This window comes from Streptomyces sp. NPDC051218 (assembly GCF_044455475.1).
In the GTDB taxonomy this organism is placed as follows: domain Bacteria; phylum Actinomycetota; class Actinomycetes; order Streptomycetales; family Streptomycetaceae; genus Streptomyces.
On the sequence record NZ_JBITEU010000004.1, the window covers coordinates 447,558 to 464,510 of the forward strand.

At 69.0% G+C, this 16,953-nt stretch carries 21 protein-coding genes and 1 riboswitch; of the genes, 12 read left to right on the top strand and 9 right to left on the bottom strand.

Features of this window, described 5'->3' with window-relative positions:
* The first annotated feature begins 36 nt into the window (after positions 1-36).
* A complete protein-coding gene (locus ACIBCK_RS15515) occupies positions 37-339 on the top strand; it encodes a type II toxin-antitoxin system Phd/YefM family antitoxin (RefSeq protein ID WP_399390409.1) in 303 nt (100 codons plus the stop codon).
* A 130-nt stretch (positions 340-469) separates the two neighbouring features.
* Here the strand turns inward: ACIBCK_RS15515 and ACIBCK_RS15520 are convergent, their stop codons facing one another.
* Positions 470-1,660, bottom strand: a complete 1,191-nt coding sequence (locus ACIBCK_RS15520) for an MFS transporter (protein WP_399390411.1) — start codon at positions 1,658-1,660, stop codon at positions 470-472.
* A gap of 191 nt (positions 1,661-1,851) precedes the next feature.
* Here ACIBCK_RS15520 and ACIBCK_RS15525 point away from each other — a divergent pair, with 191 nt between their 5' ends.
* A complete protein-coding gene (locus ACIBCK_RS15525) occupies positions 1,852-2,613 on the top strand; it encodes a polysaccharide deacetylase family protein (RefSeq protein ID WP_399390413.1) in 762 nt (253 codons plus the stop codon).
* Between the two features lie 26 nt (positions 2,614-2,639).
* On the opposite strand, the gene ACIBCK_RS15530 is transcribed toward ACIBCK_RS15525, so the two are convergent.
* The 4 genes from ACIBCK_RS15530 to ACIBCK_RS15545 all read right to left on the bottom strand — a co-directional run bounded on the left by ACIBCK_RS15530 (position 2,640) and on the right by ACIBCK_RS15545 (position 3,809).
* Complete coding sequence (locus tag ACIBCK_RS15530; RefSeq protein ID WP_399390415.1) at positions 2,640-3,065, bottom strand: PIN domain-containing protein; 426 nt, start codon at positions 3,063-3,065, stop codon at positions 2,640-2,642.
* Entirely contained in the window at positions 3,062-3,286 is a 225-nt protein-coding gene (locus ACIBCK_RS15535; protein ID WP_399390417.1) for a type II toxin-antitoxin system VapB family antitoxin, read from the bottom strand. Before ACIBCK_RS15535 ends, ACIBCK_RS15530 begins: the two co-directional genes overlap by 4 nt.
* An 86-nt stretch (positions 3,287-3,372) precedes the next feature.
* Positions 3,373-3,600, bottom strand: coding sequence for a hypothetical protein (locus ACIBCK_RS15540; RefSeq protein WP_399390419.1), 228 nt, complete (start codon positions 3,598-3,600; stop codon positions 3,373-3,375).
* Positions 3,597-3,809 (bottom strand): hypothetical protein, encoded by a 213-nt coding sequence (locus ACIBCK_RS15545; protein ID WP_367043204.1) that lies wholly within the window; start codon positions 3,807-3,809, stop codon positions 3,597-3,599. Before ACIBCK_RS15545 ends, ACIBCK_RS15540 begins: the two co-directional genes overlap by 4 nt.
* Before the next feature lie 115 nt (positions 3,810-3,924).
* Between ACIBCK_RS15545 and ACIBCK_RS15550 the strand changes: the two genes are divergently transcribed.
* From ACIBCK_RS15550 to ACIBCK_RS15580, 7 genes are all read left to right on the top strand, one after another.
* The gene (locus ACIBCK_RS15550) at positions 3,925-4,770 is read left to right on the top strand and encodes a helix-turn-helix domain-containing protein (protein WP_399390421.1); all 846 of its coding nucleotides are present in this window, start codon (positions 3,925-3,927) and stop codon (positions 4,768-4,770) included.
* The gene (locus ACIBCK_RS15555; RefSeq protein WP_399390423.1) at positions 4,751-5,023 is read left to right on the top strand and encodes a DUF397 domain-containing protein; all 273 of its coding nucleotides are present in this window, start codon (positions 4,751-4,753) and stop codon (positions 5,021-5,023) included. Before ACIBCK_RS15550 ends, ACIBCK_RS15555 begins: the two co-directional genes overlap by 20 nt.
* Positions 5,024-5,247: 224 nt before the next feature.
* Positions 5,248-6,135 (top strand): hypothetical protein, encoded by an 888-nt coding sequence (locus ACIBCK_RS15560; protein WP_399390425.1) that lies wholly within the window; start codon positions 5,248-5,250, stop codon positions 6,133-6,135.
* Positions 6,136-6,191: 56 nt separating this feature from the next.
* Entirely contained in the window at positions 6,192-6,773 is a 582-nt protein-coding gene (locus ACIBCK_RS15565) for a Uma2 family endonuclease (RefSeq protein ID WP_399390427.1), read from the top strand.
* Positions 6,774-6,873: 100 nt separating this feature from the next.
* Positions 6,874-7,125: a type II toxin-antitoxin system Phd/YefM family antitoxin gene (locus tag ACIBCK_RS15570; protein ID WP_399390428.1), complete on the top strand. Its 252-nt coding sequence runs from the start codon at positions 6,874-6,876 to the stop codon at positions 7,123-7,125.
* Positions 7,122-7,382, top strand: coding sequence for a Txe/YoeB family addiction module toxin (locus ACIBCK_RS15575; RefSeq protein ID WP_399390430.1), 261 nt, complete (start codon positions 7,122-7,124; stop codon positions 7,380-7,382). The genes ACIBCK_RS15570 and ACIBCK_RS15575 overlap by 4 nt, the downstream gene beginning before the upstream one ends.
* A 304-nt stretch (positions 7,383-7,686) precedes the next feature.
* On the top strand, positions 7,687-8,940 hold the full coding sequence (locus ACIBCK_RS15580) for an esterase/lipase family protein (RefSeq protein WP_399390432.1): 1,254 nt from the start codon (positions 7,687-7,689) through the stop codon (positions 8,938-8,940).
* Between the two features lie 118 nt (positions 8,941-9,058).
* Here the strand turns inward: ACIBCK_RS15580 and groL are convergent, their stop codons facing one another.
* From groL to thrC, 4 genes are all read right to left on the bottom strand, one after another.
* Positions 9,059-10,684 carry a chaperonin GroEL gene (gene groL / locus ACIBCK_RS15585; protein ID WP_055551550.1) on the bottom strand — a complete coding sequence of 542 codons (1,626 nt, stop codon included), beginning with the start codon at positions 10,682-10,684 and terminating at the stop codon, positions 9,059-9,061.
* A gap of 324 nt (positions 10,685-11,008) precedes the next feature.
* The gene (locus tag ACIBCK_RS15590; RefSeq protein ID WP_005315736.1) at positions 11,009-11,212 is read right to left on the bottom strand and encodes a cold-shock protein; all 204 of its coding nucleotides are present in this window, start codon (positions 11,210-11,212) and stop codon (positions 11,009-11,011) included.
* Between the two features lie 423 nt (positions 11,213-11,635).
* Positions 11,636-11,911 (bottom strand): MoaD/ThiS family protein, encoded by a 276-nt coding sequence (locus ACIBCK_RS15595; protein WP_367043229.1) that lies wholly within the window; start codon positions 11,909-11,911, stop codon positions 11,636-11,638.
* A 106-nt stretch (positions 11,912-12,017) separates the two neighbouring features.
* Positions 12,018-13,325: a threonine synthase gene (gene thrC, locus ACIBCK_RS15600; protein ID WP_399390433.1), complete on the bottom strand. Its 1,308-nt coding sequence runs from the start codon at positions 13,323-13,325 to the stop codon at positions 12,018-12,020.
* Between the two features lie 17 nt (positions 13,326-13,342).
* Positions 13,343-13,477: riboswitch (SAM riboswitch) on the bottom strand.
* A gap of 168 nt (positions 13,478-13,645) precedes the next feature.
* Here thrC and ACIBCK_RS15605 point away from each other — a divergent pair.
* From ACIBCK_RS15605 to ACIBCK_RS15615, 3 genes are all read left to right on the top strand, one after another.
* On the top strand, positions 13,646-14,590 hold the full coding sequence (locus ACIBCK_RS15605; protein ID WP_399390435.1) for a glucosyl-3-phosphoglycerate synthase: 945 nt from the start codon (positions 13,646-13,648) through the stop codon (positions 14,588-14,590).
* Between the two features lie 101 nt (positions 14,591-14,691).
* Positions 14,692-15,357, top strand: coding sequence for a hypothetical protein (locus tag ACIBCK_RS15610; protein ID WP_399390437.1), 666 nt, complete (start codon positions 14,692-14,694; stop codon positions 15,355-15,357).
* 9 nt (positions 15,358-15,366) lie between these two features.
* Entirely contained in the window at positions 15,367-16,758 is a 1,392-nt protein-coding gene (locus ACIBCK_RS15615; RefSeq protein ID WP_399390439.1) for a trehalose-6-phosphate synthase, read from the top strand.
* Positions 16,759-16,953 lie beyond the last annotated feature (195 nt).

Genomic DNA, 16,953 nt, shown 5'->3' on the forward strand with positions numbered 1-16,953 from the left:
ACGCCGCGTGTACACGCTGATGCGTACGCTCGCGTCATGAGCGAGTACGTCACCGTCCGTGAAGCCCGCGCCCATCTCGCCGAGGTCGTCGACAAGGCCGAGGCGGGCGAAGTGACCGTGCTGACCCGTAACGGGAAGCGCGTAGCGGCCTTGGTCCCCATCGAGGTCCTGGACGCACTCGACGAGGCGAGCGACGAGCAGGCCGCGCGCGAGGCCGAGCAGCATCGCGACGACCCCACCGTCAGCATGATCGAGCTCCTCGCGGACCTTTTCGAAGCGGACGGCGGCAAGGGCGAGGGCGACCCCGTGAACACGCCTTCCGCTTCACCCGCATCCTGACGGCTCTCACCGCACTCGGTGACGACCCACGTCGCGAAGACGCGGACAGCAAGAAACTCCCAGGCCATGACGGCCTGTACCGGCTGCGCGGCGGTAGCCGGCGTGACGTCTATCGCAACCTGTAGCGCGTCTACGTCCCCGCGCCCACCGGCCGCCGCAGCAAGTAAACCCCCGCGCCGGACACCAGAACCGCCATGCACGCGATGAACACCAGGCCTGCGCCCTCCAGGCCCATCGGGACCGTCAGCAGGCCCACCCCGATGACCGGCAGTGAGATGCCCGTGTACGCGACCACGAACAGGGTCGAGATCACCGCCGCGCGCCGGTCCGTGGGGGATGCCGCGGCCACCGCCGACAGCGCCCCGCGGAAGGCCAGACCTTGCCCGCAGCCGCCGACCACCGCGCTGAGTACCACCAGGGCCAGCAGGTCCCAGTGCAGCGCGCCCGCGAGCAGTGCGAGGCCGGCGAGGAGGGCGGCGCAGCCCAGGGGCAGTGACCGGCCCAGCCCGACCCTGCCGGTCGCCAACTGCCCTGCTGTTGAGGCGAAGAAGGCCAGCGCGACGACCAGGCCGCTGACCGCGTGGTTCTCCACGTTCAGGGACTCCGCGAGGAACGCCGGGCTCACCGACGTGAACACCCCGAACAGCGCGAACCCCACGAACGACGCGATCCCCGCGGGCACGAACACCGCCCGCACCTGCGGCGGCACCCCGGGCCGCTGCGGCCGTACCGTGCTCAGCGGCCTCGGCTTCCGCACGGTCTCCGGAAGCCGCAGCAGGACCACGGCCGAGACGGCGACCAGCGCCAGGTGCACGGCGAACGGCAGGTACAGCGGCCAGTCCGCGTACTGCGCGAGCACACCTGCGAGCAGCGGCCCGCAGCCGAGGCCGCCCATGTTGGCGGCCGTCGCCACGAACGTGGCCCGCGAGGCGCCGACGTGCGGTGCCGTGTCCATCACGTACGCCGTGGCCGCCCCGGTGAACAGCCCGGCGGACAGGCCCGAGAGCAGCCGCCCCGCGTACAGCCAGCCCATCCCGACGGCGCACAGGAAGCAGACGGCGCTGGCCGCCGCGCAGCCCAGGCCCCACAGCAGGACGGGACGTCTGCCCACGGTGTCCGAGACGTTGCCCGCGAGAAGCAGCACGCCGATGACCGCGAAGGCGTACACCGCGTACACGACGGTGACCGTCAGCTCGGAGAAGCCGAACTTGTCCTGGTAGAGGCTGTAGAGGGGAGTCGGCAGCGTGGTGCCCGCCATGCAGACGGCGAACACCGCCCCGCTGAGGAGACACTGCCGCCAACGTCGTTGATCAACGTCCATGCCGCCGACGCTAACCCCACCGGCCACCCCGCCCACGCCGCCGCTCGGAGTTGTCCGCGAACTTCCCCGGAATTGTTCTTGATCGGTAACGGACCGGCCCCGGACGCATCCCCGCGCCTCCGTTCGTCGTCCTGCCGGGTGGCCGCGAGTGACCGGGACGCGGCGCGGGACGGTACGCAAAGGGGCGGGCTATGGCACGGCACAGCGGTGGGCGGGGCTGGTACGGCAAGGTCATCGGAGCCGCGCTCGGGGTGACGATGCTCGCCACCGGCGCGGGGGTGTGGAGCGCCCAGGCCGGCACCACGGAGAGCTCCTCACCCGCGGCGAAGAAGCCGAGCGCCGTCAAGCCGGTCTCCGCGGCCATCGCGCACTCCTCGGAGGCCGGGAAGCGCGGCATCAACCTCACCATCGACGACGGCCCCGACCCCAAGTGGACACCCGAAGTCCTCGCCGTCCTGCGGGAGTACGACGTGAAGGCCACCTTCTGCATGGTGGGTACGCAGGCCGAGGCGCACCCGGACATGGTGAAGAAGGTCGTCGCCGCCGGGCACCGGCTGTGCGACCACTCGGTGTCGCACGACACCGGCATGGACAAGGACTCCAAGGCCTACCAGTCCCGGCAGATCCTCGACGCCGAACGCATGATCACGAAGGCGTCCGGCGGCGTACGGCCCCAGTACTACCGCGCGCCCGGCGGCGCCTTCACCCCCCACAGCCGCAAGCTCGCCGCCGACCGCGGCATGCGCCCCCTGGGCTGGAACGTCGACACCAAGGACTTCGAACGCCCCGGCACGGACGCCATCGTCGCCACGGTCCAGCGGGAGCTGCCCAACGGCCCGACGCTCCTGTTCCACGACGCGGGCGGCGACCGCACCCAAACGGTCGAGGCCCTGCGCACACTCATCCCCCAACTGAAGCAGCAGGGTTACGCTTTCGGCTTTCCGGTGCGCTGAGCCTGGCCGCGCCCGCCCCGGCCGGGTCAGACCGTCAGGGGGCCTTCGCGTACGTTGCGCTGACGCATTTCCGCAGCGAACCTCTCGGCCGTCACGAAGTCGTTGTCGTCATGCACGACGACGAGACCGTGGTGAGCGGCAGTCGCACAGACCTGGAGGTCGACCGCCGACAGCGACTTGTGCGCGCCCTGCTCGGCGGCGCGCAGCTGCACGGCGCCGACCCACTTCGCCGCGCTCTTGGGGACGGAGACATCCTCGTAGATCTCCGCGAACATCGACCTGTAGGCCTCGTACTCCCCCAGGTCGCGGGCCGAGAGCATGAATTCCACGCGCTGCGGATAGCACGAGCGGACCGTGCCGTCCATGAGCTCGGAGTGCCACGCCTTGTACAGCTCCTTGTCGCGCAGCAGCCGCCACAGCGCCGAGGAGTCCAGCAGATAGCCGCCGCTCACTCGCGTCCTGCCTCCTTCGCGGCACGACGCGCCGCCTCCGCACCTTCAAGATCCCAGCCTTGCGCGAGCTCGAAGTACTTCTCGAGCGCGGCGGCCCGCTTGAGCCGCTTGTTGTACTCCTCCAGCGCATGCGCGACAGCCGCCGTCTTCGTCCGGTGGCCGCCGAGACGCTTGGCGGTCTCCAGGGCCTCGTCGTCGATTTCGATGTGTGTCAGCGACATCTCGATCTCCCGCCATGTACATAGAGAGCCCACTTGTACCCCTCTGAGTGTACATAGCAGGGCCCCACCCTGCCGGTGCGAGCCGCTCACGGCAGCCGCCTCTCCCGGTTCAGCCTGCGCACCCGCTCCCGCAGCACGTCCCCCGCCGGCGCCTCCCCGACCGACTCCGGCGGGCAGTCCCACTCCCGGCCGCCACCGAGCGGCCTCAGCTGTACGAGGCCGCCCTCGCAGCCCATGACCTGACCAACGCTGCCGTCCCGGTAATCGACGGCATACGTCCCCGCCTCCGGCACCCCGGGGTCCTCCTCGATCACCGCGAGCCCTCCACCACGGCGGCCAGGCGCAACGCCGTGTCGAGATTGCAGCGCCCCAACTCCACCAGCGGCAAGGCCCCTTCCGCCGCCGCCGTCAGCGGATCCATCCGCAGGGACGGCAACGTGACCCCGGCCTCTTCGAGCCCCGCCCTCAACTGCCGCACGACCTCCTCCACCGCCCGCACCCGTTCCTCCGCCGTCAGCGCCATTGCCTCCGCCTCTCCCACTCGGTGTTGCCGTTTCCTCACTAAGCGTGTCCGCTGCTGCGTAGCCTGAGAAGCAACCGCGTCCCAACAAACCGCCTTGTTGGATGAGGAGTTGCCCATGACCGGCCGCCGCAAGGACCTCGACCCCTCATCGAACCCCCGCGCCCTCCTCGGCTGCGAGTTGCGACACGCGCGCGAGCGGAAGGGGATCAGCCAAGAGGCCCTCGGCGCACCTCTGTTCGTCAGCGGCTCGTTCATCGGCCAGCTGGAGGCGGGTACGCGTCGCATGCACCTGGAGTACGCCCACCACTTCGACGAGGTGCTGGACACGGGGGGCTTCTTCGCCCGCAACTGCCGGGCGGTCGCCAAGTCGAAGTACCCGGATCATTTTGCTGAGGCGGCGGAGGCGGAGGCCGCCGCCACGGCGATCAAGCAGTACGCGACCTTGCTGATCCCGGGGCTGCTACAGACGAAGGCGTACGCGACGGAGATCTTCCGCGCCTATCACCCGACAGCGACGGACGACACGATCAGCACCCAGGTGGAGGTGCGGCTCGAACGCGCCCACCTCCTCGACAACCCAACAACGCCGTTGTTGTGGTGCATTGTTGACGAGGCGGCGCTCAGGCGAGTGGTCGGCGGCGGTGCGGTGATGGCGGAGGCGCTGCGCCATGTGGCGGGCCTTGCGCGCAGGCACCGCATCATCGCGCAGGTGCTGACGTTCGGAGCGGGTGCGCACGCAGCTATGGAGGGCAATCTGAAGCTGATGGAGTTCGAGGACGCGCCTCCGCTCTCGTTCGTCGAAGGCCCGAACATGGGAAAGCTCCTCGACGACCCGGCTACCGTCGCTCGCCACACGTTGATGCTCAACCTCCTCCAAGCCACGGCCCTCCCCCCTCGGAACTCCCTGGCCCTGATCGAGTCGTTGGCGCAGGATTACGAGCATGGAGAACAGCACCCGTGAGTACGAGTACGACCTGAGCGCGGCCCTCTGGCACAAGTCCAGCTACAGCGACGCAAGCGGCGGCAACTGCCTCGAAGTAGCCTCCTGGCGCAAGTCCACGTACAGCGGCGGCAGTGGCGGCGACTGCCTCGAAGTGGCCGACGGGCACCCGGCCATCATCCCCGTCCGCGACTCCAAGAACCCCGCCGGCCCGAAGCTCGTGTTCCGGGCCACGGCCTGGTCCGCATTCCTCGCGGACCTCAAGGATCACTGACCCCGAAGCTCAAGCGCCGAGCCCCGAGCCCTCTTTTCAAGGAACGGGAGGCGGGCCTCAACCCGCCCTCCCTCCCTAGGAGTTGGCACAGTCGATCACTTTCGGGCTTCGACTTGCCACGCAACGTGACGACGCTCTAGCGTGCCCGAATAACGAACAACCCCCGCCAGGTGCTGCGAACACCTGCGGGGGTTTAACCATCACGATCGAGAAAGAGTCGATCCATGGCTGACGCCAAGCTTAGTACCGCCTTCCGCCCCGCGCACGCAGACTCGCACCCTGCGGCCAACCCGGGCTACGGAAAGCGTTCGGCACCCGAACAACTCCCCCGCACAAACAACGACTTCACCCACCTCCCACCCCGCGAAGCCGCCATCGCAGCCAGCATCGACCGGCTACCCGACGGCGCGGACATCTCCGTAAAGACCCTGGCCAAGCACCTCCCGTACGGCCAGTGCGCCCTCCGCACCGCCCTCAACAAGCTCCAGGCGGCCGGGCACTTGAGGCGGGGCAGGGAACACGTATACGGAAGCGGCAGCGCTCGCTGGATCACCCGAACGTGGTTCTCGCGGACGGCGCGGGACGACACCTGGTGGACGGCATTCACGCGCGGCGACGTACCGGAACCGAACCCCCAGCCGGGGCGGGAGCCGGACAGACCCCAACGCCCCACCCGCAGCCGCGCGTTCATCCTCCTGGCGGCCCTCGGCCGGACGGCCCCCGCACTGTCCCTCTCGTACGCGGACTGCGTCGCCCTGGAACCCCAGCTCACGGAGTGGTTCACGCGCGGCGCCACGGAGCCGGACATCCTCCGCGCCCTCACAGCAGGACTCCCCACCCCGGTCCACAGCCCGGCGGCCCTCATCCGCAGCCGCCTCACGACCAAGCTCCCGCCGGCACCAGCCCCCCGGCCCGCGCTCCGCGTCCTGGAGTGCGGGAGATGCGGAGCCCCCGGCCGCCCGGAAGCTCTGCCGGGCGGCCTGTGCGGCCCGTGCCGGGGCGAGCCGGGCCCTCAGGGACGAACCGGCACCCTGCCCCCGATCCAGGTTCACGCGCACGCGGCCAACGCCCGCGCGGCCGTATCCCACCAGCACGAAAGGACACGAACATGACCGTGCAGCTCACTCGGGCCAGAAGCGGGGCACGATGTAGGGGAGGAGGCGACGCCATGACCCCCAGCACCGCAGAGCACGCCCAGATGACCGTCGAGGAGTTCGAGCATCTGGAGAAGCATGCTCCCGAGTCGGTGAAGCTCGAATTCATCCGAGGAAAGCTGAAGGTCAAGCCGATGCCGGACCAGCGCCACAGGGCCATCGTCATGTGGTTGCTGACACAGTGCATGCAGCAGCGCCCTGAGCTGTTGTTGTACCCGGAACAGGATCTGAAGGTGGAGACGTACCGCAACGGCCGCGCCTACGCAGACGCCGCCCTCGCTCCGGTCGACCACTTCGTGACGCAAGCGGGCATGTGGGCCGACAGCAGCGGCGTTCTCATGGTCGTCGAGGTCACTTCCTTCGACGCGGACACCCACCTCCGTGACCGAGTGGAGAAGCGCGACGGCTACGCGGCAGCAGGCATCCCGGTCTACCTGCTCGTCGACCGCGACAAGGACGCACTTGTCGTGTTCAGCGAACCCATGAATGGGGCGTACCGGCATTGCCCTTCCTACCCCTTCGGAAGCACCGTCCGGCTGCCCGATCCCGTGAACATCACCCTCGAAACCGAAAAGCTCAAGGACTACGCCAACTGACCCCGCTCCCCGGCAGGCCGGGCGCCGGTTGCCCACCGATAGCCCAAGCCGTACAGTTTCCTGTACGTACAGGATGTCGTACCTACCCAAGGAGGCCCCGATGCGCACCATGACCTACACAGAGTCGCGAGCGAAGTACGCCGAGACGCTCAACGCCGTCACGGACGACCGCGAGGAAGTCATAGTGACCCGCGCAGGGCGGGAGCCGGTCGTCATCGTGGCGCTTGAGGAGTACGAGTCCCTGAAGGAGACGGCTTACCTGCTGCGGAACCCCGAGAACGCCCGCCGCCTGCTGGCCTCCATCGACCGCCTGGAGAACGGCGGGGGCACGGTAAGGGAGCTCGCCGAGTGAAGTTCGTCTGGGACGAGTCTCCTTGGCAGGACTATGTCTGGTGGCAGATGCAGGATCGCAGGGTCCTCAAGCGGATCAATACGCTCCTCCAGGACATCGCACGCAACGGCAACGAGGGCATCGGCAAACCCGAGGCTCTGAAACACGGCTTCCAGGGGTACTGGTCCCGCCGCATCACCGATGAGCATCGCCTCATCTACAAGATCGCCGGGGATGAGATTCGCATCGCCTCGTGCCGGTACCACTACGAACGGTGACCCGCCGCGCGAACGCTGAACCGGCCCCCTCCCCGGTCGCCTTCGCGACATACTTCCCCGGCCCCGGCAGGCCCCCTCAGGCCCCGCTGACCGAGTTCCGCCGCTGACACGACCGACGCCCGGCCGTCGACCACGCGGCCCTGAAGACTCCCCGGCCCACGCAGTGCAAATGCCGCCATTTCCCTTCCGTCCGAAAGGGCCCCGCTCCCCGCGTGGAAACCCCGGACCACCTTCCGGCACCTACGTGACGTAACGAGGATGACACCGAACGTCATCGAAGCGGCACAACCGGAGGGGACCCCTCATGACCGAGCTCAACGAGCCCAACGACCCCAACGCGCCCACCGAAGAGCAGATCATCGAGGCCTGGCGGTCCGCCGCCCACATCACCCTGGCTCCCGGCCCCCAGGAGGTGTCCGAGGCGGCCCCCACCCCGGACCAGGAGTGGACGCTGCCGGGCGGCAGGGCCTGGGTGTACCTCGCCGATCCCCAACAGGGCCTGACCCGGCCGGTGTTACTCGCCGACGGCTTCAGCGCGGGGCCGAGCGACCTGGACTTCCTCTACGAAGGCCTGGACCGCGGCGAGTACGCGCTCATCAGCGAGCTGCGGACGCGCGGCAGGGACGTCATCATCCTCGGCTTCGACGAACGCAGCGCCTCCATCCTGGACAACGCCGTGGCAGCGCGCTCGGCGATCCAGGAGGCGATCGCACGACGCACCGGCGACCACCCGCTGACCGTCGGCGGTTTCAGCATGGGCGGTCTGGTCACGCGGTACGCGCTCGCCAAGATGGAGCGCGACGGCGTCGACCACCAGACGAAGCTGTACCTCTCCTACGACAGCCCGCACCGCGGGGCCTGGATCCCGATCGGGCTCCAGTCGTTCGCGCACTACATCCGGCGGCTCAACGCGGCCTTCTCGAACCAGATGAACAGCCCGGCCGCGCGCCAGCTCCTGTGGCAGCACATCGCGGAGTGGGACGACACCCCGGAGACCGACAAGGAGCGCGTCGAGTTCCTCGCCGAGCTGGAGCGGGTCGGCGGCTGGCCGAGCCGCCCGCGGAAGATCGGCGTCGCCAACGGCGTGCGCACCGGCGTCGCCAACGGCATCGCCCCCGGGCAGCGGGCGTTCCGCGGCAAGGGCCTCGCCATCACCGGCACCCACCTCTGCACGCAGCCCGCGGGCGAGGACCAACTCGTCGCGCAACTGCGGGTGGTGACCCTGCGCAAGCCGCAGATCCACATCTCGGGCATGCCCGAGATCGACGGCGCCCCCGGCGGCACCCTGGAGGGCTTCGGCATCCTCGCCGACGAGCTGAACAAGATCCCCGCCATCATCGGTCTCGGCTCCGAGGCCGAGATCCGCGAGCACTGCTTCGTACCCGCCGTGAGCGCGGTGGCCCTGCGCGACATCGACACCCACGAGAAGCTGCACGCGCCGTTCCCGGAGCAGTCCGAGGAGAGCGAGTTGGACGAGTACCTCTGCGCCACCCACAACGAGGCCCACACCCTGATCACGCAAGAACTCTGCACCTGGCTGCTCGACCGCCTGCCGTAGTCAGCCTGCCGTAGTCACGCACGGCTCCCGAAACGCCCGAGGGCGGCACCCCTTCGTGAGAAGGAGTGCCGCCCTCGGTTCGCGTGAAGCGATGAACCGCTGATCAACCAGAGGTCGATCAGAAGTCCATGTCACCGCCCGGCATGCCGCCGCCGGCCGGGGCAGCGCCCGCCTTCTCCGGCTTGTCGGCGATGACGGCCTCGGTGGTGAGGAACAGCGCGGCGATGGACGCGGCGTTCTGCAGGGCAGAGCGCGTGACCTTCGCCGGGTCGAGGATGCCCTCGGCGATCATGTCGACGTACTCACCGGTCGCGGCGTTCAGGCCGTGGCCGACGGTCAGGTTGCGCACCTTCTCGACGACGACACCACCCTCAAGGCCGGCGTTGACCGCGATCTGCTTCAGCGGGGCCTCAAGGGCCAGCTTCACAGCGGCGGCACCGGTGGCCTCGTCGCCCTCGAGCTCAAGCTTCTCGAAGACAGCGGCGGCCTGGATGAGGGCCACGCCACCACCGGCGACGATGCCCTCTTCGACGGCAGCCTTCGCGTTGCGAACGGCGTCCTCGATGCGGTGCTTGCGCTCCTTGAGCTCGACCTCGGTCGCGGCACCGGCCTTGATGACCGCAACACCGCCGGCGAGCTTCGCCAGGCGCTCCTGCAGCTTCTCGCGGTCGTAGTCGCTGTCCGAGTTCTCGATCTCGGCGCGGATCTGGTTGACGCGACCCTGGACCTGGTCGCTCTCACCGGAGCCGTCGACGATCGTGGTCTCGTCCTTGGTGATGACGACCTTGCGGGCGCGGCCGAGCAGGTCGAGACCGGCGTTCTCCAGCTTGAGGCCGACCTCCTCGGAGATGACGGTGCCACCGGTGAGGATGGCGATGTCGCCGAGCATGGCCTTGCGGCGGTCACCGAAGCCCGGGGCCTTGACGGCGACGGACTTGAACGTGCCACGGATCTTGTTGACGACCAGGGTCGACAGGGCCTCGCCCTCGACGTCCTCGGCGATGATCAGCAGCGGCTTGCCGGACTGCATGACCTTCTCGAGGAGCGGAAGGAGGTCCTTCACGTTCGAGATCTTCGAGTTGACGATCAGGATGTACGGGTCGTCGAGCGACGCCTCCATACGCTCCATGTCGGTGGCGAAGTACGCCGAGATGTAGCCCTTGTCGAAGCGCATGCCCTCGGTGAGCTCAAGCTCAAGACCGAAGGTCTGCGACTCCTCGACGGTGATGACGCCTTCCTTGCCGACCTTGTCCATCGCCTCGGCGATGAGCTCGCCGATCTGGGTGTCGGCGGCGGAGATGGAGGCGGTCGAAGCGATCTGCTCCTTGGTCTCCACGTCCTTGGCCTGCTCAAGGAGGGCGCCCGAGACGGCCTCGACGGCCTTCTCGATGCCGCGCTTGAGGGCCATCGGGTTGGCACCGGCGGCTACGTTGCGAAGGCCCTCGCGGACCAGCGCCTGCGCCAGGACGGTCGCGGTCGTCGTGCCGTCACCGGCGACGTCGTCCGTCTTCTTCGCGACCTCCTTGACCAGCTCGGCGCCGATCTTCTCGTACGGGTCCTCGAGCTCGATCTCCTTGGCGATGGAAACACCATCGTTGGTGATCGTGGGGGCGCCCCACTTCTTCTCGAGGACGACGTTGCGACCCTTGGGGCCCAGGGTCACCTTGACGGCGTCGGCGAGCTGGTTCATGCCGCGCTCGAGGCCGCGCCGTGCCTCCTCGTCGAACGCGATGATCTTGGCCATGTGAAGTGGTCCTCCCGGACAGGGGTGGCATGCTCCGGATCGCGCCAGTGCCCGCGACGGACGGCCTGCAAACCTTGTGGTTCCTTGCCCCACCCGGCCTGCGGGCCTCACCGACCCGATCCAAGTTCTGTCACTCTCACTCGGAGAGTGCTAAGCCCAATGATTAGCACTCGACCCCTACGAGTGCAAGCGCCTCTCACGGATCTCAGACGTACGAGGGGGGTGCGTCCCCGGCCGGGCCGCCGGGGGACGCACGAGGGCCCGCACCCCTGTCGGGATGCGGGCCCTCGTCACTCGCTAAGTCGCTGGCCGATCGCGCCGAGATCAGACGGCGAGCTTGACCATGTCCGCCTGCGGACCCTTCTGGCCCTGCGAGATCTCGAACTCCACTCGCTGACCTTCTTCAAGGGTGCGGTAGCCGTCCATCTGAATCGCGCTGTAGTGGACGAAAACATCCGCACCACCGTCGACCGCGATGAAGCCATACCCCTTCTCCGCGTTGAACCACTTGACGGTGCCCTGAGCCATGCCTAACTCCCCTATTACTGGCCCTTGCACGGGCCCGCACTTCGCGGACCCGGGTCAGACCTCACCCCCCCAATGGGTTGTGGAGGCGTGCGCCGGAACGCGTCGACCGCGGCTGAATGTATCTGTCCAACTGCCCTCTGCAACAGGTCAATCGGACGAGAATTCTGGGCACGCCTGATCGGTGATATGCGGAGAATTCGCCGGAGTTCAGGGCAAGTCGGGCCAGACAAATGCCACGGAGAGGGCAAATGGGCAGTGCACTTTGGCTACTTCTTGTCGCCCTCGGGGCGACTTCGTATATGCGCTCGGCACAAACAGGAAGCTCGCTTCCCAACTGTACCGCGCTCAATCACATGGAATTGCCCCCTCCGCTTCTCTCGCGGAGGGGGCAATGAAGATTACGCAGGGTGTTTCTTTAAAGGATCAACCACCGGCGACGGCGGGGATGATGGAGACCCCGGCACCGTCCGGCGTCGCGGTCTCGAGACCCTGCTCGAAGCGCACGTCGTCGTCGTTCACGTAGACGTTCACGAAGCGCCGCAGCTTGCCCTGGTCGTCCAGGACGCGCGCAGCGATACCGGTGTGGTTCTTCTCCAGGTCGGCGATGACCTCGGAGAGCGTCGCCCCCTCGGCGGCGACCTCGGACTGACCGCCGGTGTAGGTGCGAAGGATGGTGGGGATGCGGACCTTGACGCTCATGGGATTCACCTCGGTAGATCGGGGGGCGCCCCGCCAGGGGGCGCCCCCGAAGGGGCGCGGGGAACTGCGCGACCAGCCACGACGGCCCCGCAGACAACAGCGATGCCTACTTGGCAAGACCCGCGGAGCGGAACGCCTCAAGGCTGGGCTTGATCGTCGCGGTCGCCTGAGACCTCTCGGCAACGGCATCAAGCGTCTTGAGTCCGTCGCCGGTGTTCAACACCACCGTGGTGAGGGAGGGATCGATGAGGCCCGCCTCGACCAGCTTCTTCGTGACGCCGACCGTCACCCCGCCGGCGGTCTCCGCGAAGATCCCCTCACTCCGAGCGAGCAGCTCGATCGCGTCGACGACCTGCTCGTCGTTCACGTCCTCGACGGCCCCGCCCGTGCGACGCGCGATGTCGAGCACGTACGGCCCGTCGGCGGGGTTGCCGATGGCGAGCGACTTGGCGATGGTGTCCGGCTTCTGCGGGCGCACGACGTCGTGACCGGCCTTGAAGGCGGTGGACACCGGCGAGCAGCCCTCGGCCTGGGCGCCGAAGATCTTGTAGGGCTTGTCCTCGACGAGGCCGAGGGCGATCAGCTCCTTCAGACCCTTGTCGATCTTCGTGAGCTGCGATCCGGAGGCGATCGGGATGACCAGCTGGTCGGGCAGGACCCAGCCGAGCTGCTCGCAGATCTCGTACGCGAGGGTCTTGGAACCCTCGCCGTAGTACGGCCGCAGGTTCACGTTCACGAAGCCCCAGCCCTCGCCCAGCGGGTCGCCGATGAGCTCGGAGCAGAAGCGGTTCACGTCGTCGTAGTTGCCCTCGATGCCGACGAGCTCGCCGCCGTAGACCGCGGCCATGACGACCTTGCCCTGCTCCAGGTCGTGCGGGATGAACACGCAGGAGCGGAAGCCGGCGCGGGCCGCGGCGGCGCCGACGGCGCCGGCGAGGTTGCCGGTGGAGGAGCAGGAGAGCGTGGTGAAGCCGAAGGCGCGCGCCGCCTCGATGGCCTGCGCGACGACGCGGTCCTTGAAGGAGTGCGTGGGGTTGCCGGAGTCGTCCTTGACGAACAACTTGCCCTGCTCGACGCCGAGTTCGCGGGCGAGGTTGTCGGCCTTGACGAGCTTGGTCCAGCCGGGGTTGATGTTCGGCTTGGACGCCACGTCCGCGGGGACGGGCAGGAGCGGGGCGTAGCGCCAGATGTTGTCCGGGCCGGCCTCGATCTGCTTCCGCAGTGCCTCGGGGTCACCGGTCGGCAGGTCGTACGCGACTTCGAGCGGGCCGAAACAGGCCTGACAGGCGAAGATCGGGCCCAGCGCGTAGAGCTCGCCGCACTCGCGGCAGGAGAGGCCGGACGCGGGGCCGAGATCCACGGAACCCGTGGTCGAAGAGGTGTTTTCGTTCGTTGCGACAGTCTGCGCAGCCATGGAGGCGAGGCCCTTTCTCCTCATCTTCCTCGCGGCGCATCTCGCCACGAGACGGAATTGGCACCTTCCCCACCGAGACCTCGCGTGCGTGGTCGGCGGGATGGTTGCCGGGGCTTCAACGGGCCGTATCCCTCTGCCCCTCTGGATGAGCGGTATGGCGCCGGGGCTTCATGGGCCCCGGGCATTTGTTACGCGATGACCCCCGACGTGCGATGGTCATCCGCGTTGTTCAAGACTGTAACCGACGGCCTGGACCCTTGAGATAGTCGTCCGAACCGCGAGATGGATCACATGTAGGCCACATACAGGAGGAGCCACCCGTGCTGGAAGAGGCCGAGCGCTGGCTGACCAGGCGTTCCTGGTCCGTCGCCGACCGTCCGCTCAGCGCACTCGTCGCCGCCAAGCGGGCGTCGGGGGCCTCGGTGAGTGTCGTCCTGCCCGCCCTCGACGAGGAGGGGACGGTCGGTGCGATCGTCGCCGAGATCCGCCGTGAGCTGGTGGAGAAGGCGGCCCTCGTGGACGAGCTCGTGGTGATCGACTCCGGCTCCCGTGACCGCACGGCCGAGGTCGCCCGGGAGGCGGGCGCGCGGGTCGTGCACCGGGATGAGATCCTGCCGCGCCTTCCGGCCGTGCCCGGCAAGGGCGAGGTCCTGTGGCGCTCGCTCCTGGTGACCGGCGGCGACATCGTCGCGTTCGTCGACGCGGACCTCAGGGAGTTCTCGGCGGACTTCGTGACCGGGATAGTGGGCCCCCTCCTGACCGATCCCGACGTGGACTTCGTGAAGGCGATGTACGACCGCCCCCTGGCCGGAACCGCCGATCAGGGCGGCCGGGTGACCGAGCTGATGGCGCGCCCGCTGCTCAACATGCACTGGCCCCAGCTCGCGGGCTTCGTCCAGCCGCTGGGCGGCGAGTACGCGGCCCGCAGGTCCCTCCTGGAGCGGCTGCCGTTCCCCGTCGGCTACGGGGTGGAGCTCGGCCTGCTCGTCGACGCGCTGCACACCGTGGGCCTGGACGCGCTCGCGCAGGTCGATGTCGGTGTGCGCAAGCACCGGCATCAGGACGGGCAGGCGCTCGGCCGGATGGCCGCGGCGATCTACCGGACGGCACAGCTGCGGCTCGCGCGCGGCCATCTCGTACGGCCCGAGCTCACCCAGTTCGAACGGGGCGAGCAGGGGTTCGAGCCGCGGACCCATTCGGTGGACACGGAGGAGCGCCCGCCGATGTGCGGCATCGCGGAGTACACGGCACGCCGCGTGGCGTAACCGCCCCGAGCCGGGCATTTTGTCTACATTCCCCACTTATGTGGGTGCTTATGTGGGTCAGACAGGTAACGGGAAACGCGCTACGCGTGGGTGCCATGGCCATGGCCACGGCCACCCTCGCGGCAGGAGCGCTCGGCGCCGCGGCCGTGTCCGCCGCGGCGGACACCGAAGGCGGCGACAACGGCACCGCCCGCACCGGGCGTGAGCAGCCGGACGTCACGGTCACCAACGTGCCCGCGAAGCGGACCGCGCCGGTGTGCAGTGACGTCTGGAACACCATCGTCCTCGCGAACTCCTCGGGAAGACCGCGCACCGGGGCCGTCGCGTCCTGGCCTGCGACGCCCGGCTCGAAGCCGGTGGCGAGCAGCGGCAAGGTCACCACGCAGGGACGGACGTACGTGTGGAAGGGCGATGTCCACCGGCGCGGCAAGGTCACCGTCACCCAGCGGCTGAAGGCGCCCTGCACCTCCGGTGAGGCGCGCGCGATCACCGTGACGGCGCCCGGCAGCAACTGCCCCGCGTCCGTCCGGGGCGGCGGCACCCCGTGCACGTCGGCGATCGTCGCCCAGCGGGTGCAGGCACGGCCGGCCCCGCAGCGGCAGGAGGAGCCGGTGGGGATGGCGAGCGGACCTCGGGGGCTCGCCGAGGCGGGCGACGAGTCGGACACGATGCTGTACGCGGGTCTCGCGATCGCCCTGTGCGCGCTGGGGGCGCTCGCGGTGGCGGCGGCGAGAAGCAGACGTTTGAGCCCTCCCCCCAGGGGCTAGGTTCGCCACATGGTCTCCGAGCACGCCGCCGCCCACGTCCTCGTCGCGTCCAACCGCGGCCCCGTCACGTACACCCTTGAAGAGAACGGGGAACTGACGGCCAAGCGGGGCGGAGGCGGACTCGTCTCGGGTCTGAGCGCGATCGGGGACGATGCGGATGCCCTGTGGGTCTGCGCGGCGCTGGGCGACGGCGACCGGGAGGCCGTGCGGCGCGGGGTCGGCGAGCCGGGCGTGCGGATGCTCGACATCGATCCGCAGGTGCACGCCGACGCGTACAACGGGATCGCGAACTCGGTGCTGTGGTTCGTCCACCACATGCTCTACCAGACCCCGCTCGAACCGGCCTTCGGCCCGGAGTTCCGGGCGCAGTGGGCGTCGTACGAGACGTACAACCGCGCTTTCGCCGAGGCACTCGCCGAGAGCGCCGCGGCGGGCGCGGCGGTCCTCGTCCAGGACTACCACCTGGCGCTGGTGCCGGGGATGCTGCGCGAGCTCCGTCCCGACCTGCGCATCGGCCATTTCTCGCACACGCCGTGGGCACCGGTCGACTACTTCCGGATGCTGCCGGACGACGTCGCGGAGCAGCTGCTTCGCGGCATCCTCGGGGCCGACCGGGCGGCGTTCCTCACGGGCCGGTGGGCGGACGCGTTCACGGAATGCTGCGTGGCCGTCCTCGGCGGTACGACGGGTACGCGGATCGGGGTGCACGGCCTGGGCGCGGACGCGGACTTCCTGCGGGAGCGGTCGCGGCGGGCGGACGTGGAGGAACGTCTTGTCGCGCTGCGGGAGCAGATCGGGGGCTCCGGCGACCGGAAGGTGATCGTCCGCGTCGACCGGACGGAACTGTCGAAGAACATCGTGCGGGGCCTGCACGCCTACCGCGAGCTGCTTGAGTCCCGCCCCGAGTGGCGGGAGCGGGTGGTGCACGTCGCCTTCGCGTACCCCTCGCGGCAGGACCTCTCGGTGTACCGCGACTACACGGCGGAGGTGCAGCGGGTCGCCGACGAGATCAACTCCCGCTTCGGGGTGGAGGGCTGGACCCCGGTCGTCCTCCACGTGAAGGACGACTTCGCCCGCTCCCTGGCGGCGTACCGCCTCGCGGACGTGGCGCTGGTGAACCCCATCCGGGACGGCATGAACCTCGTGGCCAAGGAGGTTCCGGTCGTCTCGGACGAGGGGTGCGCTCTTGTCCTGTCTCGGGAGGCGGGGGCGTACGAGGAACTGGGCGAGGACGCGATCGTCGTCAACCCGTACGACGTGACGGGCACGGCTGCGGCGTTGCACGCGGCGCTGACGATGCCTCTGGAGGAGCGGGCGGAACGCACGAAACGCCTCGCGGCAGCGGCGACGGCACTCCCCCCGGCCCAGTGGTTCCTGGACCAGCTGCGGGCGCTGGGGTAGGGCGGACCCTGCGGGGCTCTCCCCAATCCCACCCCTTCCCGAAACTGGGGCTCCGCCCCAGACCCCGCTCCTCAAACGCCGGAGGGGCTGAATCCCCGCCCACCCGCCCGATTGCCCCGGAGCCGGCCATTTTCAGCCCGTCCGGCGTTTGAGGACGAACTCGGCGGAGCCGGTGATGACGGCCACCAAGGCCCC